The following is an 18,702-nucleotide window of genomic DNA, read 5'->3' on the forward strand; positions in this document are numbered from 1 at the left end:
CTGTTGGGAGTTTGGTGTAGCTCTCTGTGATCTGTGCCAGACGTACTTTATAGGGTGTTGCATCACTCTGCATCCACAGACTTACTCCTTCTTGTTCACAGAGCATTTGTATGAATTCAAGGTCGCTTTGTTTGTACTGGGTGGTATACTCTCTTTGTATAAAGGTATGCGGAGCAATGTTGGTACCAAAGTCTATATGTAACAAAGCCTTATAACGTCCAAGGATCTCTTGGATAATCGCATACGCACTCTTTTCTTGAAAGATTTCATAACGTTGGTTGAGTCCCAGATAAAAAAGAGGATGGACAACGGTGAGGGTATAGAGGTATTTATCGGCTACTTTATTGGCTTCTTTGGCTTGGTAGATCTTAGCAAAGATCTCTCTTTTTTTAGTAAAGTCTTTTTCATCTTGGAGCAGGAGTTTCACATCGGTATCTACTAGGTCAGCAACTTCTAGTTTGACAGGGCTTACGAAGGTGACTTCGTAGGTATAGGGTTTACCAAGGGTGTGTGTGCCTTCTAGGGTGTAGATGGAGTAGGCATTGTCATTAACATAGGGGTTCTTTTTTGCATTGAGGAGGGTGAGTCTTGCTTTGACTTTTTGCAGCTGGGTCGGGTTCATGGGTTCCCTTGAATGTTGTTTTTTTATGGTTTATTTTAGCGTAATAACTTTAGCTTTAAGTGTATTTTAGAGATAATTCTGAGGGGATGCATTTCCCCTTCCCTCCTAGAGAGCCATAACCATGGGTGGGGTTGGCTCTCTCTTTATGACATTTGAAACAATCTATTTATAAAATTTAAACTTTTTTGTTTGTATTTACCTTCAGCTATAAGCACACATTCTATTACTTTAAATCTAGGGGTCGAGTGAACATAATCATAATTGAAAAATTAACAACAAAAAACCCATAACCCTTACCAAACTATCATTCCTCACGACAAAACATTGAGCTCTTATACGTTACGTTATGACTATACCCCACCCTACAGATGAGTATATGATAGTATATTTTCTAGCATATTATTTTTTATCTCTTCTCCATCTAGTTGTAGTGCCTTGTCATAATCACCCAGCAAATGTACATGATCAGCTGAGGCAAGAAGAGGTAATAAGAAAAGCAGAAAAATACATTTTAACTGCTTCATCATTGTTACTTTTTATCGGGCATCTGATAAAGGAATATCCCTGAGGGGTGTTTGACTTGATAAATTTCTCTTTCAAGAAACCACTCATCAGTATTTATTACATTCACCTGATTGGCATCATTGACTGAGACATACAGTTCAGGGTATTTTTGTGACCATCTGACATGAAGAACCTTCCCTTTAAAGGTAAATGTTTTAATGATCTTCAGGGTTTTTGTATCAATAATTTGAATGGTAGGGAAATCCTTACCCGAATACGTGACTGCCAGGTACTTTTGATCTGGGCTAAGTGATGTAAAGACCGGTAATCCCTGTGTTTTGATATTTTGAATGAATTTAAAGTTATTATCATAGACCATCACAGCATTATCCCCGACAGCAGGGATAAAAGTTCTCTCTTTACTAAGTGACCAGAAGCCAAAATGGGGTACCTTAAGTACTGGCTTGTTTTCCTCATCAGTTACTTTAATAAGGTGATATTTCATAGTATCGAGATCTATAACACCAAACCCTTTGGTCAAAAAGAAACCGACAATATAAGTATTTTTCTTGATCATCGCATCAAAAGGCATTTTACCGACGTTGAACTCTTTGAAAGTCTTAAATTTTGGAAGCCCTTTGCCATAGTTTTCATCTTTAAGTACAGTTACCTTATCATTGTCCATTTGTGCAAAGATAAGCATATCTTTATAAATCTTGATACCCACATTTTTAGAACCTGTGACTATTTTATCAATAGGCTTCAAATCACGGGTTAAAATATCCACTGATTTATCATCGTAGTTCGCAACTGCCACATAGTTTTTCCCTATAACAAATCCAATGGCAGATTTACTTGTTTTATATTCTGCCTCTTTTTTCTCTGTTCTGGCATCAAATTTGATGATATACCCATCACGAGAGATAATATAGGCATCATTTCCATCAAATTTCATTACACCATGGTTCATATTGTGCATATGCTTCATGTGTCTTTTGGCAAGTCCATCTTCTATGACGGCAACCGATTCACTCTCTCGTTCTACTACAAAATACTTCTCTTTTGCACTTAGGGTTATTGAAAAAAATGTACTACCCAAAAGTAGTACAGATAATAAAAATCTCATTGATTTATCCTTCATTCATATAATAGTGTCTATTGTACTTAAACTTCTCTAACAAGCCTATTGACTTTTGTCAATAGATTAGAATTTTTTCCAAAAACTACGGCTAAAGAGTAAAAATACTGTATAGAATTCAAGCCTTCCTATGATCATGGCAGCAGAGAGTATCATTTTATCAGTGCTGCTAAAAAAGGCATAATTCTCAGCCGGTCCCGTTAAAGCAAATCCTGGACCAATATTTCCCACTGTTGCCAAAGCAGTAGAGACCGCTGTCATAGCATCAAATCCTCTGGCGAAGAGGTAAAGTGTTACCAGCATATTGGTCATTACAAAAAGGAAAATAAAACCGGTTGTTGAAGAGATAATCTGGGAAGAAGTCTTTTGTCCATCAATAAATACATTCAGTATGGCACTTGGGTGTAGTGTCTGTTTAAATTGCAACCTAATATTTTTAAATAAAACAATATAACGTATGACTTTTACCCCACCTGCGGTGGAGCCGGCATTTCCCCCAACAAGCATTGCCACAAAAATAATACTGATGGCAATATGCCCCCATTGGGAGTAGTCCAAAGTAGCAAATCCTGTTGTAGTCAACACTGAAGCAATCGTAAAAAAAGAGTGTGTCAAGGCATGAAAATAGCTGTCATAATCCACAAAGATATCGATACTTCCCAACAGCAGAGAAAGGATAACAAAGATCGCCAAATACCAAAGTACCTCTTCTCGTTTATAACCATCCAGTTTACCAGTAGAAAGCAGTTTCAGGTGTGCCAAAAAGTTGATTCCTGAAATGATCATAAAAAAAGTAGTGATCCATATGATCCAGGGAGACTGGTAATATCCCAGTGAACTGTTCTTTGTGGAAAACCCTCCTGTTGAAATGGTTGAAAAAGCATGGTTAATCGCATCAAATACTGTCATACCTGCCAGCTTTAAAGCCACAGCATCGACCAGTGTAAAAAGCAGATAGATTCCCCAAAGTCTTATAGCGGTATCTTTGACTTTTGGTGTAATCTTCTCCATTTTTATTCCTGTGGATTCTGCTTTAAAAAGTGCCATGGATCCACTGGGATTAATAAGCGAGAAAAGTCCCACACCCAGGACAATGATCCCCATACCTCCAAGCCAATGTGTCAGACTTCTTAAATAAAGTATGGACTTTGGCAAAGACTCTATATCGGAAAAAACTGTAGCCCCTGTCGTCGTAAAGCCGCTGACAGATTCAAAAAAGGCATCTGCAGGAGAGATACCGGTATAAAGTACAAAAGGAATCGCTCCGGCAACTCCGAGAAGTACCCAGATAAGATTCACTGAGAGTATACCGCCTTTAATACTCAGTTTCATGGTATGCCGTCTTAAAAGAAAAAAGATGAGTGCATTGAACCCAAACAAACCAAAGTCAAAATAAAGAAAATCTCTCATATTTTCATGGTAGATCCATCCCACGATAATAGCTGTAAGGAGAAACAGTGAGAGTGCTACCCCTATAACGGAAACAAACTTCCCTATATTCTTTAAAGCGTGTATATCCACTGCTCTATCTCTTCTGTTTGTTCAAATTTTCCAAAAACAACCAAAATATCACTCTGCTCCAACTGCTCGATCTTTGAAAGGGGATAAATCTTATCTTCCCTTAAGAGTACTACAAGAATATTTTCTATATTTTCTTTTTTAATAGATTTCCCTATGAGTTCTGAATCAGGATATATTTTACGCATGAAAAGAACTCCTCTTCCCCCACAAAAATGACGTTGTGTCACAATAGAGCTTGAAGATATTTTTTCTAAAATGGCATAGTGTGCACCAGCTTTACTTCCTCGTACAACCACCACCCCCATTTTATGCATCAGATCATAATAGGCTTTATCATTATTGACTGCTACTACTTTTTGTACACCATACTCTTTGGCTTCAATACATTTTACAATATTTTTTTCATCATTATGCCCTGCTGCAATAACCATGTCTGCATTTTTCAACCCCTCTTCTTCAAACAGGCGATGATCTTCATATGCTGAGTTGATAATAGTGACTTTCCCCTGTAGTACCTCTGATGCAGTTTTACAGTGATCAATATCTTTTTCGATCATTTTAATATCCAGATTTTTGTCTAAAAGAGCTTTGGCAATTTTCTGGGCTAATGTATTGGCACCGAATATCACGATCTTTTTAATAGAAGTCGGCATCTTTTCATCCAACTTTGCAGATATTTCTTCAATACTTTCAATAGAGCCAAAAAGATAAACAAGATCACCTTTTTGTATAGCAGTATTTAGCACAGGAATAAAAAATTCTTTCTCTCTTTCTATCCCTACAATAGAGACATTTTCATTGACTAATTCTTCTACCTTATAGAGCATTTGGGCATCATACTGTACTCTGATAGAGATCAGTTTATGCTTGGTCTGATGGAATGTCTTGACATTGTTTGCTTTGGGAAAGGTAAAGAGTGCTTTGACTTTGTTTGCTGTCGTGATATCGGGGAATACAGCATAGTCAATAGAGAGTTTTTTAAGCACATGGCTCTTTAAAAAACCATCATTTTTCAACCTGATGATCTTTCGTTTCACGGCTACTACATCTTCTACGATCAGAGTAGAGAGCAGATTGGCTTCATCAGAATCTGTTACCGCAATGAAAAGATCAACGGTATCAAGATTTAGTGTCTGATAGGTTTTTGGGTTTTCAATATCTCCATAGATCACCAAAATGTCAATATCTTCATCCAGTTTATTCAGTTTGTCAATATCTTTATCTATTACGATCACATTATGTTTAAAAGAAAGTGTCTGTGCCAACGAATATCCGACAGTCCCTGCACCGGCAATAATGATATCCATACTAATTCATCCTTTAAGTATAAAATCCTACTCTTTTACAACTTTAATATTACTTTTTTGATCAACATAGGTTTCATTAAATCTGTTCCATCCAAGTTAACCGCTTGGGCACAATCTTTCTTTGCCAACTGTACATAAAAACTAACCATGATAGTGTCTTCTTTTTTTAACAGTGGTGTTTTATAGTGCAATGTTTTGGTCTCTTTGGCTGCAAGATTATGGATTTTTCCGGCTGTTGCATGGTATGGTATTACAATTGGTTTCCCCTCTTTTGTAAAGCTGGCAGCAAAATAGCTTTGTTTGTCTTCTCTCGGATCCATCTGATAATTTCTCCATAGTATCTTATTCTTTCTACGGATTTCTATTTTTAGATATTTGGCACGGGCAGATTGAATGATCAGAGGGTGCGGCATTTTATTGTACATCATGATCTTTACGCTGTCACCCTCTGCTGTAACATTGATATCGACACCTTTTTTACGGAATGATGCATCATGAATCCCTAAAAACTTATGACTGGCATGATGCATTCTGGCTCTCTTGTTGATTTTATCAGCACCTCCCTGCACTTCCGGCATATGACACTTGATACACTCTTCACTGTTTTGCTTTTCATTCATGGCATGAAAAATAGTAACATTGTTTTCATTGAGTTTATGGGAATGACAGCCTGTACATACTTTTTTGGCATAAATAGGATTCTTTACAGAGGAATGCTTGTCGTTATGATCAGGATTTTCAAGTCTGCCATATAAAGATGGTTTATAATTCTCTGCCTGTTTCGCTTTTACATTAATATTAAATCTATGTGCTTTCTTGACGTAGGCTATGGTATGGCAGAAATAGCAACTCACTGCATCGGTATGTGTTTTATTGTTCTTATCAGGTCTAGCCTTTCCTGTAACGATATCTTTAAGATTATTTGCCATAGGCATATGACAGGTAGCACAGTCATACTTTTTAACGCTGACCTTGTCTGCAATTTTACGATGTAAGATATCATTAAAGTACCCGTGCGAATGATAAGAGCTCTTATACTCTTCATAAATCTTTTCATGGCACTCACTACAGGAGTAATTATCTTTATATTTATCTTTAGCTTGAAGAGAGGAGAGTAATACAAAAAAAAATGAAATGAAGAGCCAAAAAAGAGTCGTTTTTTTCATAAAATCAAAACCTTGGTAACTTATTGAAAAGATCCAAGGATCATCTCAATAAATCACCCTCTCCAAAAGGAGAGAGTAAAAATCTGATTAAGCACCAGGAACGTGTTGTCTATGCTCAACTGAGTATGTAAACGTAGGTGTTGTCAAGTTTTCAATATACTTAACAAATTTACCAGTTTCAGACTCGTAGATACCGATTCTACCAGTAGTCCACTCAGAGATCATAGTCCACTTTCCATGATTAGCAGGCTCTGCATGAAGCAACCTTGGTTGTACAGGATCTTTCACTGCTGCACCCAATTTAGCTGGCATAGGCAAGATTTTTTCTTTACCAAATGCTTTTTCATTAACAGGTACTTTTTCATGCTGGGTAGCATCCCACTCTTGAAGTACTTTTTTAGTCTTCGCATCAATCAATTGACCTTTAGTTTTACCGACTTTAATAATTCTGTCAGTCTCAAGTGTCTCTTTGTTGATTAAATATACCTGATTGTAGTTAGCTGGCTTACCAAGTACACAGTCAGACCAAATCCAAGGTGTATCTTCGCCTGTTCCAACAAATAGCCCCCCACCTGCTGTTTTAATCTTTTTAACGATTTTCCAATCAGGAGATGACCAAACAACCACTTGACCAAAGTTCATACTTTGGGTCGCATTCAGTTGTTTACCCATTTTTTTGTTAAACCAGGAAGAACCTTGACCTGGGTGCGGCTTGGATTTTTTACCGGTATATACTTTTGCAGCAAGTTTTTTTGTCTTTTGATCCACAATACCCATCAAATCAGACCCTTGAGAAGCAACTTGTACATAACGACCAAAGTCTTCACCCTCATTCTCATTTAAGAACGCATCATGAAGTACTTTACCAATATTAGGAATATCACCTACAATCGGGAAATCAGGCTTGCTATAGTCTACGATATATACATGACCTGCATCTTTAAGTGCAAATGAGAAATAAGGGCCATAAGGTGTATCTGCAATATATGCAACACGGCTTGGTTCAATCTGTCCATCCATATTAATTACACGACTTGTGTCATACACTTTAAGCGGCTCGAGTGTATGGGCGTCACAAAGTACTGCACCACCTGGATTGTAGTTACCCGCCATAACATATTTACCATCTGGAGATACTGCCAACCCACGTGATTCCTGACCTACTTGAACAGATGCCAATGCAGGCTGACCAGGAGCTGCAATATCAAACATAGTCAGTTTACCTGAACGTGAAATTGAATATGCATATCTAGGGTCATGTTTATTGGTTACTGTAACGTGAACCGCAAACCCTGCTTTGTGGCGAGACAATACTTTACCTGTTGTTGAATCAATAAAGTCAACCAATGAGGCATCTCTCTCTGTTGCAAACGTAATGTCTTTTACATCTTTTACATCTGCTGCTTTTGGATATTTTTTAGCCAATGCTTCTCTGTCTGCCAATTTTGTCCATGACTTATGTACTTCATCAAAGCTTAGTTTAAGTTCAACAGTATTTTTCCAGTCCATCAACCAGTCAACCATACCGGAGGCATCATCTTTTGAAAACTTGCTGCTCCAAGAAGGCATTGCAGTATTTTCTCTACCGTTTAAAATAGTCTCTGCAAGAAACTCTCTACTTTTTTTCTTTAATGCCTTAGGTCTAAGGTCTGACCCCACACCACCTTGGTGAATTGGTCCGTGACACCCTTGGCACTCTTTCTCAAACACTTTAGCAAAATCCATGTTTGAAGTACCTGCCATAGCCATCGTTGCTGCCAAGCTTGTAGCCGCTGCCAAACTTAAGAGTTTATTTAATTTCATTCTTTCTCCTTTACTATCTGTTCGATTTAACTTAATTTTTTAAGTTTATCCAGATAAAATCGCGAGTCTTATTTTAAGACAACTCACACACATTTTGAGGACTCTACCCAGTCCTCATGTTTCCCTCATTACCAATTTAAAAAAATTGTTTCCAAGTGTAACATTTATTTACTTAAGTAAAATATATAATTATCATCAAACTATATGATGCTTTTTTACTTGTTAAGTCTCTTCTTTTCACTAAAATAGATCCAGAACATCGGCAAAATAATTACCGTATGTAAAAAGATCGTCAGTGTCAGAGGTCCCTGATTTAACATACCAAAAAAACTGTGATTGACATCTGTAAATGGTTCAATTAATCCAAACATTGTTTCTCCTTATTTATAAATTTGGGAACGGAAGATCCCGTACCCTTTTCTTTTAAGCTTCTTGCGCTGCTTTCGCTTGTTTACCTATAGTAAGCAGATCCCACACAAGATAGATAAACCCTACGAATGTAACCACACCCATAATGGTTCTCCATAATTGTGCTTGGACATACCAAGGTAAATCTTGTGCTACAAAGAATGCATTCCATCCAGCACCTAACTCTGCACGTTCAACAAGCACTTGCTCATATCCTGCAATGGTCAAGGCAACACCCATACCCAGTACACCAAAGGTAAGGAGGAAGATTGCCATTTTAGATTTAAATGTAGACTTTAGTCTCTCTATACCGTATGCATATTGAATACCCATATAGAACATTCCAATAAGAATTGTCGCATAAGCACCGAAGAATGACAAGTGACCATGTGCCGCAGTAAACTGTGTACCGTGTGTATAGATATTTACCTGTGGTAAAGTATGGAAGAAGCCCCATATACCAGCACCCAAGAAGTTACCAAATGCATTGGTGACAATCCATGAAAGTGCCGGTGTATTGTTGGCAACAGCCCCTTTATGACCTTCTGCTTTTGCTATGCCTTGCTCCTTACCCCAATCATAGAGTACATGAACAAACATTGCAATAAGTGGCACTGGTTCTAATGATGAGAATAATGCACCAATCTCCCACCAGTACTCAGGTGTACCGATCCAGAAGTAGTGGTGACCCAGTCCAAGAATACCTGAACCAAAGAGCATCAATACTTCGATCCATAACCACATTTCAACGATCTCACGTTTTGCTCCAATGATCTTGATCAATGCATACGCTGCAAGTGTTCCTACAAATACTTCCCAGGTAGCTTCAACCCAAAGGTGTATTACCCACCACCACCAAAATTGATCCATGGAAATATTGTCTGTAAAGAACATTCCTGCGAGATAAAGACCTGCAAGAGCCATCAAGTTGGCAACCATTACTGTCATAATACCTGTACGCTGACCTTTCATATAGGTAGCAAAAGTATTCCAATAAAAGATGAGTACCACCACAACAATACCAATATCGGCCCATCTTGGTGCTTCAAGATATTCTCTACCTTCATTGATCAGCCAAATAGATGTTTCTGTTCCTGAACCTACCTGAACAAAAATAAATACAAGCACAACGACTGTCACTGCTGCAGTGAGTACCCAGAAAGCCAGCTTTCCAAGCCCAATACCAACGGTTTCAACCCCTGTTTCATCAGGCAGCATAAAATAAACCGATCCAATCATTGCATAAAGCATCCATACAACCAATGCATTAATATGCACCATTCTGGCTACTGAAAAATCAAACACTTCAAACAAAAATCCAGGTACGATGAACTGGATAGCTGCGATGAGTCCCATCAGAAGCTGTGCACCAAAGAGTATAATTGCAACCCTAAAATACATCATTCCCAATTCTTTGGATTTGTCTCCTCTAAATTCATTCGTTTTAATACTAGTGAGCATTTGTGCCTCCTGTTTTGAATTGATCAACTGTTTTTGAGAAGTTTCTAGGGAAACCGTTCGTGTCAATACTACTCATATGTTTAAGGAAAGCCACCAAGCCTTTTGCTTCTTTTGCTGTGATCCCAAGATTTGGCATCATCCGAGCATGTGTAGGATACTGTGAAGGATGCTGTAAGAACTCAGCCATTGCCTCTTCTACTGTATTTTTTCCTGTCATACCTTGCATAGGACCACCTTTTTGCCATGCTGGATCTATCCATGCTTTCGTAAGATCTGGTGCATAATATGCTCCATTTCCTAAGAGTGTGTGACAATCCATACAGTTTTTCGCTTGAGAAGTCAGCTTACCAAGGTGTAGCAAGTCTGCTGCCTCTTGTTCACTCCACTCTTTTCCAAAAAATGGTTGTTTTTCACCAATTGTTGGTACCTCATGTCCTCTTTTTGCACTCATTTCATAACCAATTTTATAGTTAATTACTGTAGGTCCTGGTACCCTTTTGGTTACCCCATTTTTAAGATCTGCATCCGTACCCATTGAAATTTGTCCAAGCGTATCAAACGTAAGCCAGATAAGCAAAATAGTTGCAAACCCTGTGACCCATGCTGCTGAACGTCTCCAAAATGGTATACTGGTCCAAACCGAAACATTTTTGTTAGCCATGTGTTTCCTCCTTTAATTTTGTATCTTGCATGTTTTCATCTTCTTTTGTGTCATATCTTGCATCCCCAGCACTAATCAAATAAAAATAGAGGTGAGGGATAAAAAGATATGCTACCATAGTTACCATCATCACTTTTAAAGTAAAATGGTTGCTTTGGATAAGCACTGAAAAATCATACAAGAAGTAAGTTTGTAATGCCCAAAACAGATACCCTACAGGCATCCATTTTTTAGAAAAGTAACCCATTTTTGAGAGCGTGATAATGGCTGCATATCCCACCCCAAAAACAAGTACAAGCGTTGATTCTATAAAAATCGGTAAGAATTGATCTAACGCGATCTCCGGTCTGACTATCAACTTTTCTATCATAATGGTTTCCTGTTGGTCATCTATTTACTAAAAGGATCAAAACCTTAGAGCATGAAAGTATTATGACAGTTTAAAAAAGTCTTAGGATTGACATATATCAAGAAAATCGACAAAAATCATAAATATTGATGAAGGAATTAAGAAATAGTTATAATTATATTCTAGAAGTAAAAGTTATAATTGTATTGTTATAACCTATTCCACAATACATCTGGCAGAGAAGAAAGGTCTTGAATAATTGGGGGAGACAAAATTATCTCCTTCCAGAGACCATTCTTTTGATTTTTGAATATTCACACTCTGTGCTACTTTTCGTAGCATTCTACTCTCACAAATGATAGGCTGATCTTTTTCAAATGCTGCTTTTACTGCTTCCATTCTATTGCTAGTCATCTTATAGTGGGCTCCGATAAAAACAGCAAGAACCAAAGAAACCCAAAGCAACCCTCTTTTTGCTGCTCCCTTTGACATAAACGGTCTAGTCCCTACAAAAAGTGTGATAAGAAGGATGATTCCCCCCAATATAAGATATGCACCCTCTAAAAAGAAAAAATTTTTCATTATTCCGCCTATTCATTTATATTGAAGTTTAATAGTAACACACTTTAACATCAGGACTATTGATATTCATCAAGCGATTTTTATTTAAAAGGCTCTATACTAACAAAAATAAATCAGAAGGGAAACTATGAAGTCCTTTAACAAATATCTTCCTATTGCACTCTTCATAGGTTTTTTAATCTTTGGATTAAGTGCCTTTCTAGAAAGTAAACCCAGCTCTAAAAATGCACGTGTTTATAAGGCTGTACAACACTATAGTCCCTATTATCTAGATAAACGTTTCGGCGGTCTGCAGATCATGAGCAAAGAGGATCCTTCTTTTAAAGAAAAGCCAAATAATATGACACTTTTTAAAGAATTTGAAAGACTGGAACGTGAATGGGGAAAAAAACACCTTAAGATAAAGAACCATATTCTTGTCATCTCAGATAACAATGGTACACAACTTTCAACACTTGAGCTACAAACCAAAGAAGAGAATGCTTTTGTGCATCACTATTATGGGATATAGTACATGTTAAATATTATTCTAACCCTTGTCTTTTCTGTTGTCATGCTTGTATTCATGGCATTTCCTGCTATGAAGATCGTAACATGGATCAGACTCAAAACCGATTTTTCTGAAAAAACCTACAGCATACTTCAAATCCTACTCACTATTGTGTTCTCACTCTTGATAGGACTCTTCCTTGAATTTGCATAACCGACCATTAACCACAATTTAGCTAGAATGATCCATTAATTTTAGCATGCTGTTTTGCATGTTTTGGAGAATCACACAATGAATGAAGCAAAATATATCTGGATGGATGGCGATCTTGTACCCTGGGCTGAAGCAAAAATACATATCTTGACACATACCCTGCATTATGGGAATGCTGTATTTGAAGGTACACGTGCATACCAGACAGAAGATGGTCTGGCTATCTTTAAGCTTGAAGAACACTGTAAAAGACTCTATAATTCAGCAAAAATCGTTGCCATTAAACCCAATATGGATTATGAGGCAGTAAAGCAGGCACACATTGACTTACTCAAAGCCAATGACTTTAAAGGAAATGTCTATCTTAGACCACTGATCTACCTTGGATACGGACAAATGGGAATCTATCACAAAAATGTTCCGGTGAATACAAGCATTGCTGCCTGGGAATGGGGAGCATATCTCGGTGCAGATGGTTTAGAAAAAGGGATCACTACCTGTACTTCTTCCATTACAAGAAATCCCAACCGTTCTACTTTTGGTAAAGCAAAAGCGGCAGGAAACTATCTTAATTCCCAAATGGCAAAATATGAAGCGATCGAAAACGGGTTTGATGAGGCATTGATGTTAGATGAAAATGGTTTTATCGCTGAAGGAACGGGTGAGTGTATTTTCATCGTCCGTGACGGAAAACTGATCTCCCCTCCAAACGATAATTCATTAGAGTCCATTACGCAGACAACAGTACTTGAACTTGCACATGATATGGGTATAAAAGTAGAAAGACGCAATATTACAAGAGATGAAATCTATATCTCCGATGAGCTTTTTCTTACTGGAACGGCTGCAGAAGTTACTCCTGTACGATCATTTGATCACAGAATTATAGGTGAAGGCAAAAGAGGTCCTGTCACTGAAAAATTACAAAAAGCGTATTTTGATGTTGTCTTCGGACGCAATGAAAAGTATAAACACTACCTCACATACATATAAGGACTTTACATGCCAGCAGACATGAATGATTATTTTAAAAAGAAAAAACCAAGCTCTAACAACAATAACAATAGTGGAGGAAATCATTTTGAAAATCCTCTAAACAATATGCCAAAAGGTTTCCCTACTTGGGCTATTATTATTGCCATCATTGCTTTTGCACTGTTTATTTTCAAACCATTTACCATTATTAATTCCGGGGAAATAGGCATCAAGGTAACCACAGGTAAATTTGAACAAAAACCTCTAGGGGCAGGCTTACATTTTTACATCCCGATGCTGCAAAAAATTATCCCTGTTAATACACGTATCAGACTCATCACCTACTCCAACGATGTTTCCCGCGAGCTGGGTGACAATTACAAAAACTTTGAAGGAGCTCTGCGAAGAAACAGAGCTATCCCGGTACTTGACAAGCGCGGACTTACTGTCAACATTGATCTTGCAGTTCAATACAGTATCAAACCAGAATCAGCACCGGCTACAATAGAAAAATGGGGTTCAAGCTGGGAAGAGAAGATCATTAACTCTAAAGTAAGAGAAGTAGTACGTGATGTGGTAGGACAATACACAGCAGAGCAACTTCCGGAAATGAGAAATGCTATAGCTTCAGCGATCCAGACCAAGGTACGTGAAAAGGTAGATGCACTTCCAAACCAGCCGGTTATCCTCTCTTCTGTAGAACTTAGAAACATTGTACTTCCTCCAAAGATTAAAGAAAAAATCGAAGAGGTTCAAGCTGCTAAACAAGATGTAACCATAGCAGAGCAAGAGAAAGAAAAAGCTAAAGAGCAAGCACTTAAAGCTGCTGAAGTAGCAAAAGGTGTAGCACAAAAAAACCGTATTGAGGCACAGGGTGAGGCAGACAAGATTCGTATAGAAGCCGAATCACAAGCAAAAGCAAATAAACTTATCTCGAACTCACTCACCGCAGAACTTCTTCAACTAGAGCAAATTAAGACACAAGGTAAGTTCAATGAAGCTCTTAAAGTGAACAAGGATGCACAGATTTTCCTTACCCCTGGTGGTGCAGTACCTAACATCTGGGTAGATGCCAAAGGAAAACAAAAGCGTTTAATGGGACAACAATAGTTCCCTACTCTCGTTCCCACGTTGCACGTGGGAATGAATACTTCACTATATATACCAATTTGATATATGCATTCCCACGCAAAGCATGGGAACGAAAGAATTTATTTCGGAGAAATACTATGACCATTGACTGGAACAAAAACCCCCTCATCCCCGCTATTGCACAAGATGCAGAAACAAACGAAATACTTATGCTTGCCTATATGAATGAAGAGGCATATACCCTTACTTTAGAAACCGGTTATGCCCACTACTTCAGTAGAAGCAAACAGCGTATCTGGAAAAAGGGTGAAAGCTCTGACCATACACAAGAGATCAAAGATGTACTCCTCGACTGTGATGCAGATACGGTAATACTTAAGATCAAACAAAATGGTGTAGCTTGCCACACAGGACGTAAAAGCTGTTTCTTTACTTCTGTTATGCAAGAGAAGATCATTTTGGACAAAGAGGTAGATACTGATGCCATCTATGGTGTAGTAGATACCCTTTACCATACAATACTCGAACGTAAAAATGCACCAGCAGAACAAAAGTCATGGACTAAAAAGTTACTTGATGACAAAGAACTCATGCTTTCTAAAATTCGAGAAGAGGCAGATGAAGTATGCGTTGCCATCAATGAAGAGAGTGATGAACAAGTCATCTACGAATCTGCCGACCTTCTCTATCATACCTTGGTTGGTTTAGGCTACCGTGACATCTCACCTGACAGAGTCAAACAAGAGTTAGCAAGAAGATTTGGAATGTCTGGAATTACAGAGAAAGAGAGTCGTAAGAAATAGTAGGGACAGATTCAATATCTGTCCTTTTATATTAACATCCTCCAGCACATCCCGGACTCTCTGCATTTCCTCCGGCAAAATACTTACCGTCAAAACTTACCAACGAATATGTTCTATCCTTACCTAATGACTCTTTTAGTCCTTCAATAGAGAGGAACCCGAGAGAATCCGCACCCATGTTTTTGGCTATCTCTTCCGCTGTATACTTGGTAGAGACAAGTTCGTCTTTGGTTGGCGTGTCTATACCATAACGGCAAGGGTACTTAATCTCCGGTGCAGCAATACGCATATGTACCTCCTTGGCCCCTGCCTCTTTAAGCATACGTACTATCTGTTTAGAAGTAGTACCACGTACAAGTGAATCATCTATGATGGCAACTCTTTTACCTTTTATGAGATGTTTCACAGGTGAAAGCTTCAACTTCACTTTAAGATCCCTTATCTCCTGTGTTGGCTCAATAAAAGTACGCCCCACATAGTGATTTCTAACGATCCCCATCTCAAACGGTACATCAAGACCCTCAGCATATCCTTTTGCAGCCGCAACGCCACTGTCCGGAACCGGTAATACCAGATCAATATCAACAGGGGTCTCTTTAGCCAGTTGTCTTCCCATCTGCAGACGCTTCTGGTAAACATTTTTACCATCAATAATAGAATCCGGTCTTGCAAAATAGATATATTCAAAAGCACAAGGATGGTAGTCCGGTTCAAAAATCTGTTCACTTACCGGTTCTTTCCCCTCTTCAAAGATTAGCATCTCTCCAGGCTTTACATCACGCATAAATTCTGCCCCTACCAGATCGAAGGCACAAGTTTCAGATGCAACAATATAGCCACCGTCTTTGAGTTTTCCAAGACTGAGTGGTCTAATACCGAAACGGTCACGGATCACAAACATTTTAGAACGGCTTTGGATCGCCAAACAGTAAGCACCCTCTATCTTTGTCAGCATATCCTTAATACGATCAACCAACGAATCTTTTTGAGACTTTGCAATAAGATGGATGATATTTTCTGTATCCATATCCGTTTGGAAAATGGCTCCCCTGTCAATCAACTCATTACGTACTTCGTGCTTATTGACAAGATTCCCATTATGTACCACAGAGATCTCACCCAATTTGTATTTGGCAAATACAGGTTGTGCATCTCCTGCAGATTCACTTCCCGCAGTAGAATAACGGTTGTGCCCTACCGCACAGCTACCTTCCAGACTGTCAAGTGTCGCCTGTGAAAAGACATCAGCAACCATGCCACGTTTTTTATAAACAGAAATATGCTCACCATTGGCTACAGAAATACCTGTAGCTTCCTGACCACGATGCTGCATAGAAAAAAGCGAATAATACGCTACGGTAGAAGCTTTTTTTGCACCAAATACACCTACAATTGCACACATATTAAATTCCTAAACAGTCATTAATGGAGTAAAGACCACTCTCTTGGTTGACTAACCATTTCGCTGCTCTTATGGCACCTTTTGAGAATGTTTCTCTGCTTGTAGCAGTATGATTCAACTCTAAAAACTCTCCATCATTATAAAACCCGACCGTATGGCGCCCTACAATGTCACCACCACGCAGAGCCATTACAGCTATCTCATCTTTGGTTCTGGCACCTATTTGTCCGTCTCTTCCTGAGACACGTACTGTATCCAAGTCCAAACCACGTCCTTTGGCTGCAAATTCACCCAAAGTCAATGCTGTACCGCTTGGTGCATCTACCTTATGTCTGTGATGCTGCTCAACGATCTCAATATCAAAATCTTTTAATGTAGCTGAAACTTTTTCAACCAATTGCTTAAGCAATGCAATACCTGCTGACATATTGGATGCATAAAGTACAGGCATCTCTTTAGAGGCTTCTGTTAATAGATTTTGCTGGTGTGCAGTAAATCCTGTAGTGGCTATAACCAATGGTGTCGGATTTTTCAATGCTTCCTCGCAAAGTTCCTGCGTTGCTGCCGGTGCAGAAAAATCAATAATCACATCACAGGCTTCCAGCAATGCTGCCATACTGTTTGTAACCAATACATCAGCAGGAACATCTGTCTTTAATTCATCAAAGACATGTAACCCACTGAGTATTAAAGCCTCATCTTCAAGTATATTTTTAATGAGATGCTCTCCCATTCTTCCTGTACTACCTACAATACCGACTTTTGTCATTTTTTGCTTCCTTTTATGCTTGTTCTTGAATTGTTGAAATAACCTGTAATGCTGCCACTGCTCCATCACCTGCTGCCGAAACCACCTGTTTGGGTGCTTCTATACGTATGTCACCTGCTGCATACAACCCTTCAACAGATGTTTTCATACTTAGATCAACGATCACCTGTCCCCAGTCATTCACATCACAGATAAATGCTCCGTTTTCATCTTTCAACACTTCATTTTGTACATTATGCCCCACAAAGACAAAGAGCCCGGTATTTTCCATTTGTGTGAGCTCATCTGTTTTGACATTACGAATTTTGACTCCTGCCAGCCCCATAGCATCACCATAGGCTTCTTCTATAACAGAGTCTGTAATAAGGTGGATATTGGATTTTTTCTTTATACGTTCAATTGTTGGAGGTGCTGCCCTGAAGGTATCTCTTCGATGTACTACATAGACATCTGAGCAGATATTGGAGAGGTAAAGTGCCTCTTCAAGTGCCGTGTCACCCCCACCCAATACGGTCACCGGTTTGTCTTTGTAAAAAAATCCGTCACACGTTGCACAGGTGCTTACCCCTTTCCCAAAAAATGCATCTTCACCTTTAAAACCTGCTCTTTTGGGCGTACTTCCTGTACAAACTACTACTGTCATTGCCTCTACGCTTTCACCACTTTCAAGTGTTACGGTGAAATGTTCACCTGTTTTAGACACACGTTCTACTTTTTTCATTTCATGTTTAAGTCCAAAATGAAAACACTGTTTCTGCCAGGTATTCATAAAATCCATACCCGTTTTATCGTGCTCGAAAAATCCCGGGTAGTTCTCTATCTCGGAACTTTGGGTGATCTGCCCACCGGGCATTCCCATTTCAAACATGGTGACATTTTTAAGTCCGCCGCGTGTTGTATAAAGTCCTGCCGTTAAGCCTGCCGGTCCACCACCGATGATCGCACAATCTAACATTTTGAATCCTTGAAATTTTTAAACAAATAATTACTGAAATTATACACTTTAAATACTTGGTTAATAATTTTTAGAGAGGGAAAAGAAGAAGATTTAAAAGGTGGGTGAAAAGCCCACCCTGAAACACTTAAAGTTGTGCGTTGATTTTTTCTGCAAATGCATCTTTAGAAGCTGCACCTACTATTTGATCTACTACTTCACCATTTTTGAAGAAAAGGATCGCAGGGATCGATCTGATACCGTATTTTACTGCTAAGTCTTGTTGCTCATCCGTATTTACTTTAGCGATCGTTGCTTTTCCCTCAAACTCTTCAGCCAACTCTTCAACTACCGGAGCGATCATTCTACAAGGTCCGCACCATGGAGCCCAAAAGTCTACCATTGTGACACCCTCTTTTACTGTCGCATCAAAGTTTTCTGCTGTCAATTCTACATATTTTGCCATATTTAAGTCCTTTAAATTTTGTTTTGAAAATTATAG

At 38.6% G+C, this 18,702-nt stretch carries 21 protein-coding genes; 5 read left to right on the forward strand and 16 right to left on the reverse strand.

The window, feature by feature from the left end:
• The 12 genes from MVE01_RS00925 to MVE01_RS00980 form a co-directional block, all read right to left on the reverse strand.
• Positions 1-622, reverse strand: a 622-nt coding sequence (locus tag MVE01_RS00925; protein WP_472560281.1) for a contractile injection system protein, VgrG/Pvc8 family, incomplete at its 3' end; no start/stop codon positions are given.
• 362 nt (positions 623-984) lie between these two features.
• The gene (locus MVE01_RS00930; protein ID WP_472560282.1) at positions 985-1,146 is read right to left on the reverse strand and encodes a hypothetical protein; all 162 of its coding nucleotides are present in this window, start codon (positions 1,144-1,146) and stop codon (positions 985-987) included.
• A gap of 5 nt (positions 1,147-1,151) precedes the next feature.
• A complete protein-coding gene (locus MVE01_RS00935; RefSeq protein WP_472560283.1) occupies positions 1,152-2,252 on the reverse strand; it encodes a cytochrome D1 domain-containing protein in 1,101 nt (366 codons plus the stop codon).
• A gap of 78 nt (positions 2,253-2,330) precedes the next feature.
• Positions 2,331-3,785 carry a TrkH family potassium uptake protein gene (locus MVE01_RS00940; protein WP_472560284.1) on the reverse strand — a complete coding sequence of 485 codons (1,455 nt, stop codon included), beginning with the start codon at positions 3,783-3,785 and terminating at the stop codon, positions 2,331-2,333.
• Entirely contained in the window at positions 3,767-5,092 is a 1,326-nt protein-coding gene (locus tag MVE01_RS00945; RefSeq protein ID WP_472560285.1) for an NAD-binding protein, read from the reverse strand. Before MVE01_RS00945 ends, MVE01_RS00940 begins: the two co-directional genes overlap by 19 nt.
• Positions 5,093-5,127: 35 nt before the next feature.
• Positions 5,128-6,258, reverse strand: a complete 1,131-nt coding sequence (locus tag MVE01_RS00950; RefSeq protein ID WP_472560286.1) for a multiheme c-type cytochrome — start codon at positions 6,256-6,258, stop codon at positions 5,128-5,130.
• Positions 6,259-6,345: 87 nt separating this feature from the next.
• Positions 6,346-8,061 (reverse strand): cytochrome D1 domain-containing protein, encoded by a 1,716-nt coding sequence (locus tag MVE01_RS00955; protein ID WP_472560287.1) that lies wholly within the window; start codon positions 8,059-8,061, stop codon positions 6,346-6,348.
• A gap of 215 nt (positions 8,062-8,276) precedes the next feature.
• Positions 8,277-8,432 (reverse strand): hypothetical protein, encoded by a 156-nt coding sequence (locus MVE01_RS00960; RefSeq protein ID WP_472560288.1) that lies wholly within the window; start codon positions 8,430-8,432, stop codon positions 8,277-8,279.
• Between the two features lie 52 nt (positions 8,433-8,484).
• Positions 8,485-9,930: a cbb3-type cytochrome c oxidase subunit I gene (locus MVE01_RS00965; RefSeq protein ID WP_472560289.1), complete on the reverse strand. Its 1,446-nt coding sequence runs from the start codon at positions 9,928-9,930 to the stop codon at positions 8,485-8,487.
• The gene (locus tag MVE01_RS00970) at positions 9,920-10,591 is read right to left on the reverse strand and encodes a c-type cytochrome (RefSeq protein ID WP_472560290.1); all 672 of its coding nucleotides are present in this window, start codon (positions 10,589-10,591) and stop codon (positions 9,920-9,922) included. The genes MVE01_RS00965 and MVE01_RS00970 overlap by 11 nt, the downstream gene beginning before the upstream one ends.
• Positions 10,584-10,961, reverse strand: coding sequence for a hypothetical protein (locus MVE01_RS00975; RefSeq protein WP_472560291.1), 378 nt, complete (start codon positions 10,959-10,961; stop codon positions 10,584-10,586). Before MVE01_RS00975 ends, MVE01_RS00970 begins: the two co-directional genes overlap by 8 nt.
• A gap of 195 nt (positions 10,962-11,156) precedes the next feature.
• The gene (locus MVE01_RS00980; RefSeq protein ID WP_472560292.1) at positions 11,157-11,522 is read right to left on the reverse strand and encodes a hypothetical protein; all 366 of its coding nucleotides are present in this window, start codon (positions 11,520-11,522) and stop codon (positions 11,157-11,159) included.
• 127 nt (positions 11,523-11,649) lie between these two features.
• On the opposite strand from MVE01_RS00980, the gene MVE01_RS00985 reads away from it, so the two are divergent.
• From MVE01_RS00985 to hisIE, 5 genes are all read left to right on the forward strand, one after another.
• Positions 11,650-12,033: a hypothetical protein gene (locus MVE01_RS00985; protein ID WP_472560293.1), complete on the forward strand. Its 384-nt coding sequence runs from the start codon at positions 11,650-11,652 to the stop codon at positions 12,031-12,033.
• A 3-nt stretch (positions 12,034-12,036) separates the two neighbouring features.
• Positions 12,037-12,225 (forward strand): hypothetical protein, encoded by a 189-nt coding sequence (locus MVE01_RS00990; RefSeq protein ID WP_472560294.1) that lies wholly within the window; start codon positions 12,037-12,039, stop codon positions 12,223-12,225.
• A 78-nt stretch (positions 12,226-12,303) separates the two neighbouring features.
• Complete coding sequence (locus MVE01_RS00995; protein WP_472560295.1) at positions 12,304-13,218, forward strand: branched-chain amino acid transaminase; 915 nt, start codon at positions 12,304-12,306, stop codon at positions 13,216-13,218.
• A 9-nt stretch (positions 13,219-13,227) separates the two neighbouring features.
• Positions 13,228-14,310 (forward strand): prohibitin family protein, encoded by a 1,083-nt coding sequence (locus MVE01_RS01000; protein WP_472560296.1) that lies wholly within the window; start codon positions 13,228-13,230, stop codon positions 14,308-14,310.
• 62 nt (positions 14,311-14,372) lie between these two features.
• Positions 14,373-15,095 carry a bifunctional phosphoribosyl-AMP cyclohydrolase/phosphoribosyl-ATP diphosphatase HisIE gene (gene hisIE, locus MVE01_RS01005; RefSeq protein ID WP_472560381.1) on the forward strand — a complete coding sequence of 241 codons (723 nt, stop codon included), beginning with the start codon at positions 14,373-14,375 and terminating at the stop codon, positions 15,093-15,095.
• Positions 15,096-15,126: 31 nt separating this feature from the next.
• On the opposite strand, the gene purF is transcribed toward hisIE, so the two are convergent.
• From purF to trxA, 4 genes are all read right to left on the reverse strand, one after another.
• Positions 15,127-16,497: an amidophosphoribosyltransferase gene (purF, locus tag MVE01_RS01010; protein ID WP_472560297.1), complete on the reverse strand. Its 1,371-nt coding sequence runs from the start codon at positions 16,495-16,497 to the stop codon at positions 15,127-15,129.
• A gap of 1 nt (position 16,498) precedes the next feature.
• A complete protein-coding gene (dapB, locus tag MVE01_RS01015) occupies positions 16,499-17,266 on the reverse strand; it encodes a 4-hydroxy-tetrahydrodipicolinate reductase (protein ID WP_472560298.1) in 768 nt (255 codons plus the stop codon).
• 13 nt (positions 17,267-17,279) lie between these two features.
• Complete coding sequence (gene trxB / locus MVE01_RS01020) at positions 17,280-18,221, reverse strand: thioredoxin-disulfide reductase (protein WP_472560299.1); 942 nt, start codon at positions 18,219-18,221, stop codon at positions 17,280-17,282.
• Positions 18,222-18,348: 127 nt separating this feature from the next.
• Positions 18,349-18,666 carry a thioredoxin gene (gene trxA, locus MVE01_RS01025; RefSeq protein WP_472560300.1) on the reverse strand — a complete coding sequence of 106 codons (318 nt, stop codon included), beginning with the start codon at positions 18,664-18,666 and terminating at the stop codon, positions 18,349-18,351.
• Positions 18,667-18,702: the final 36 nt, after the last annotated feature.

It is taken from the genome of Sulfurovum sp. (assembly GCA_026990595.1).
Taxonomy (GTDB): Bacteria; Campylobacterota; Campylobacteria; order Campylobacterales; family Sulfurovaceae; genus Sulfurovum.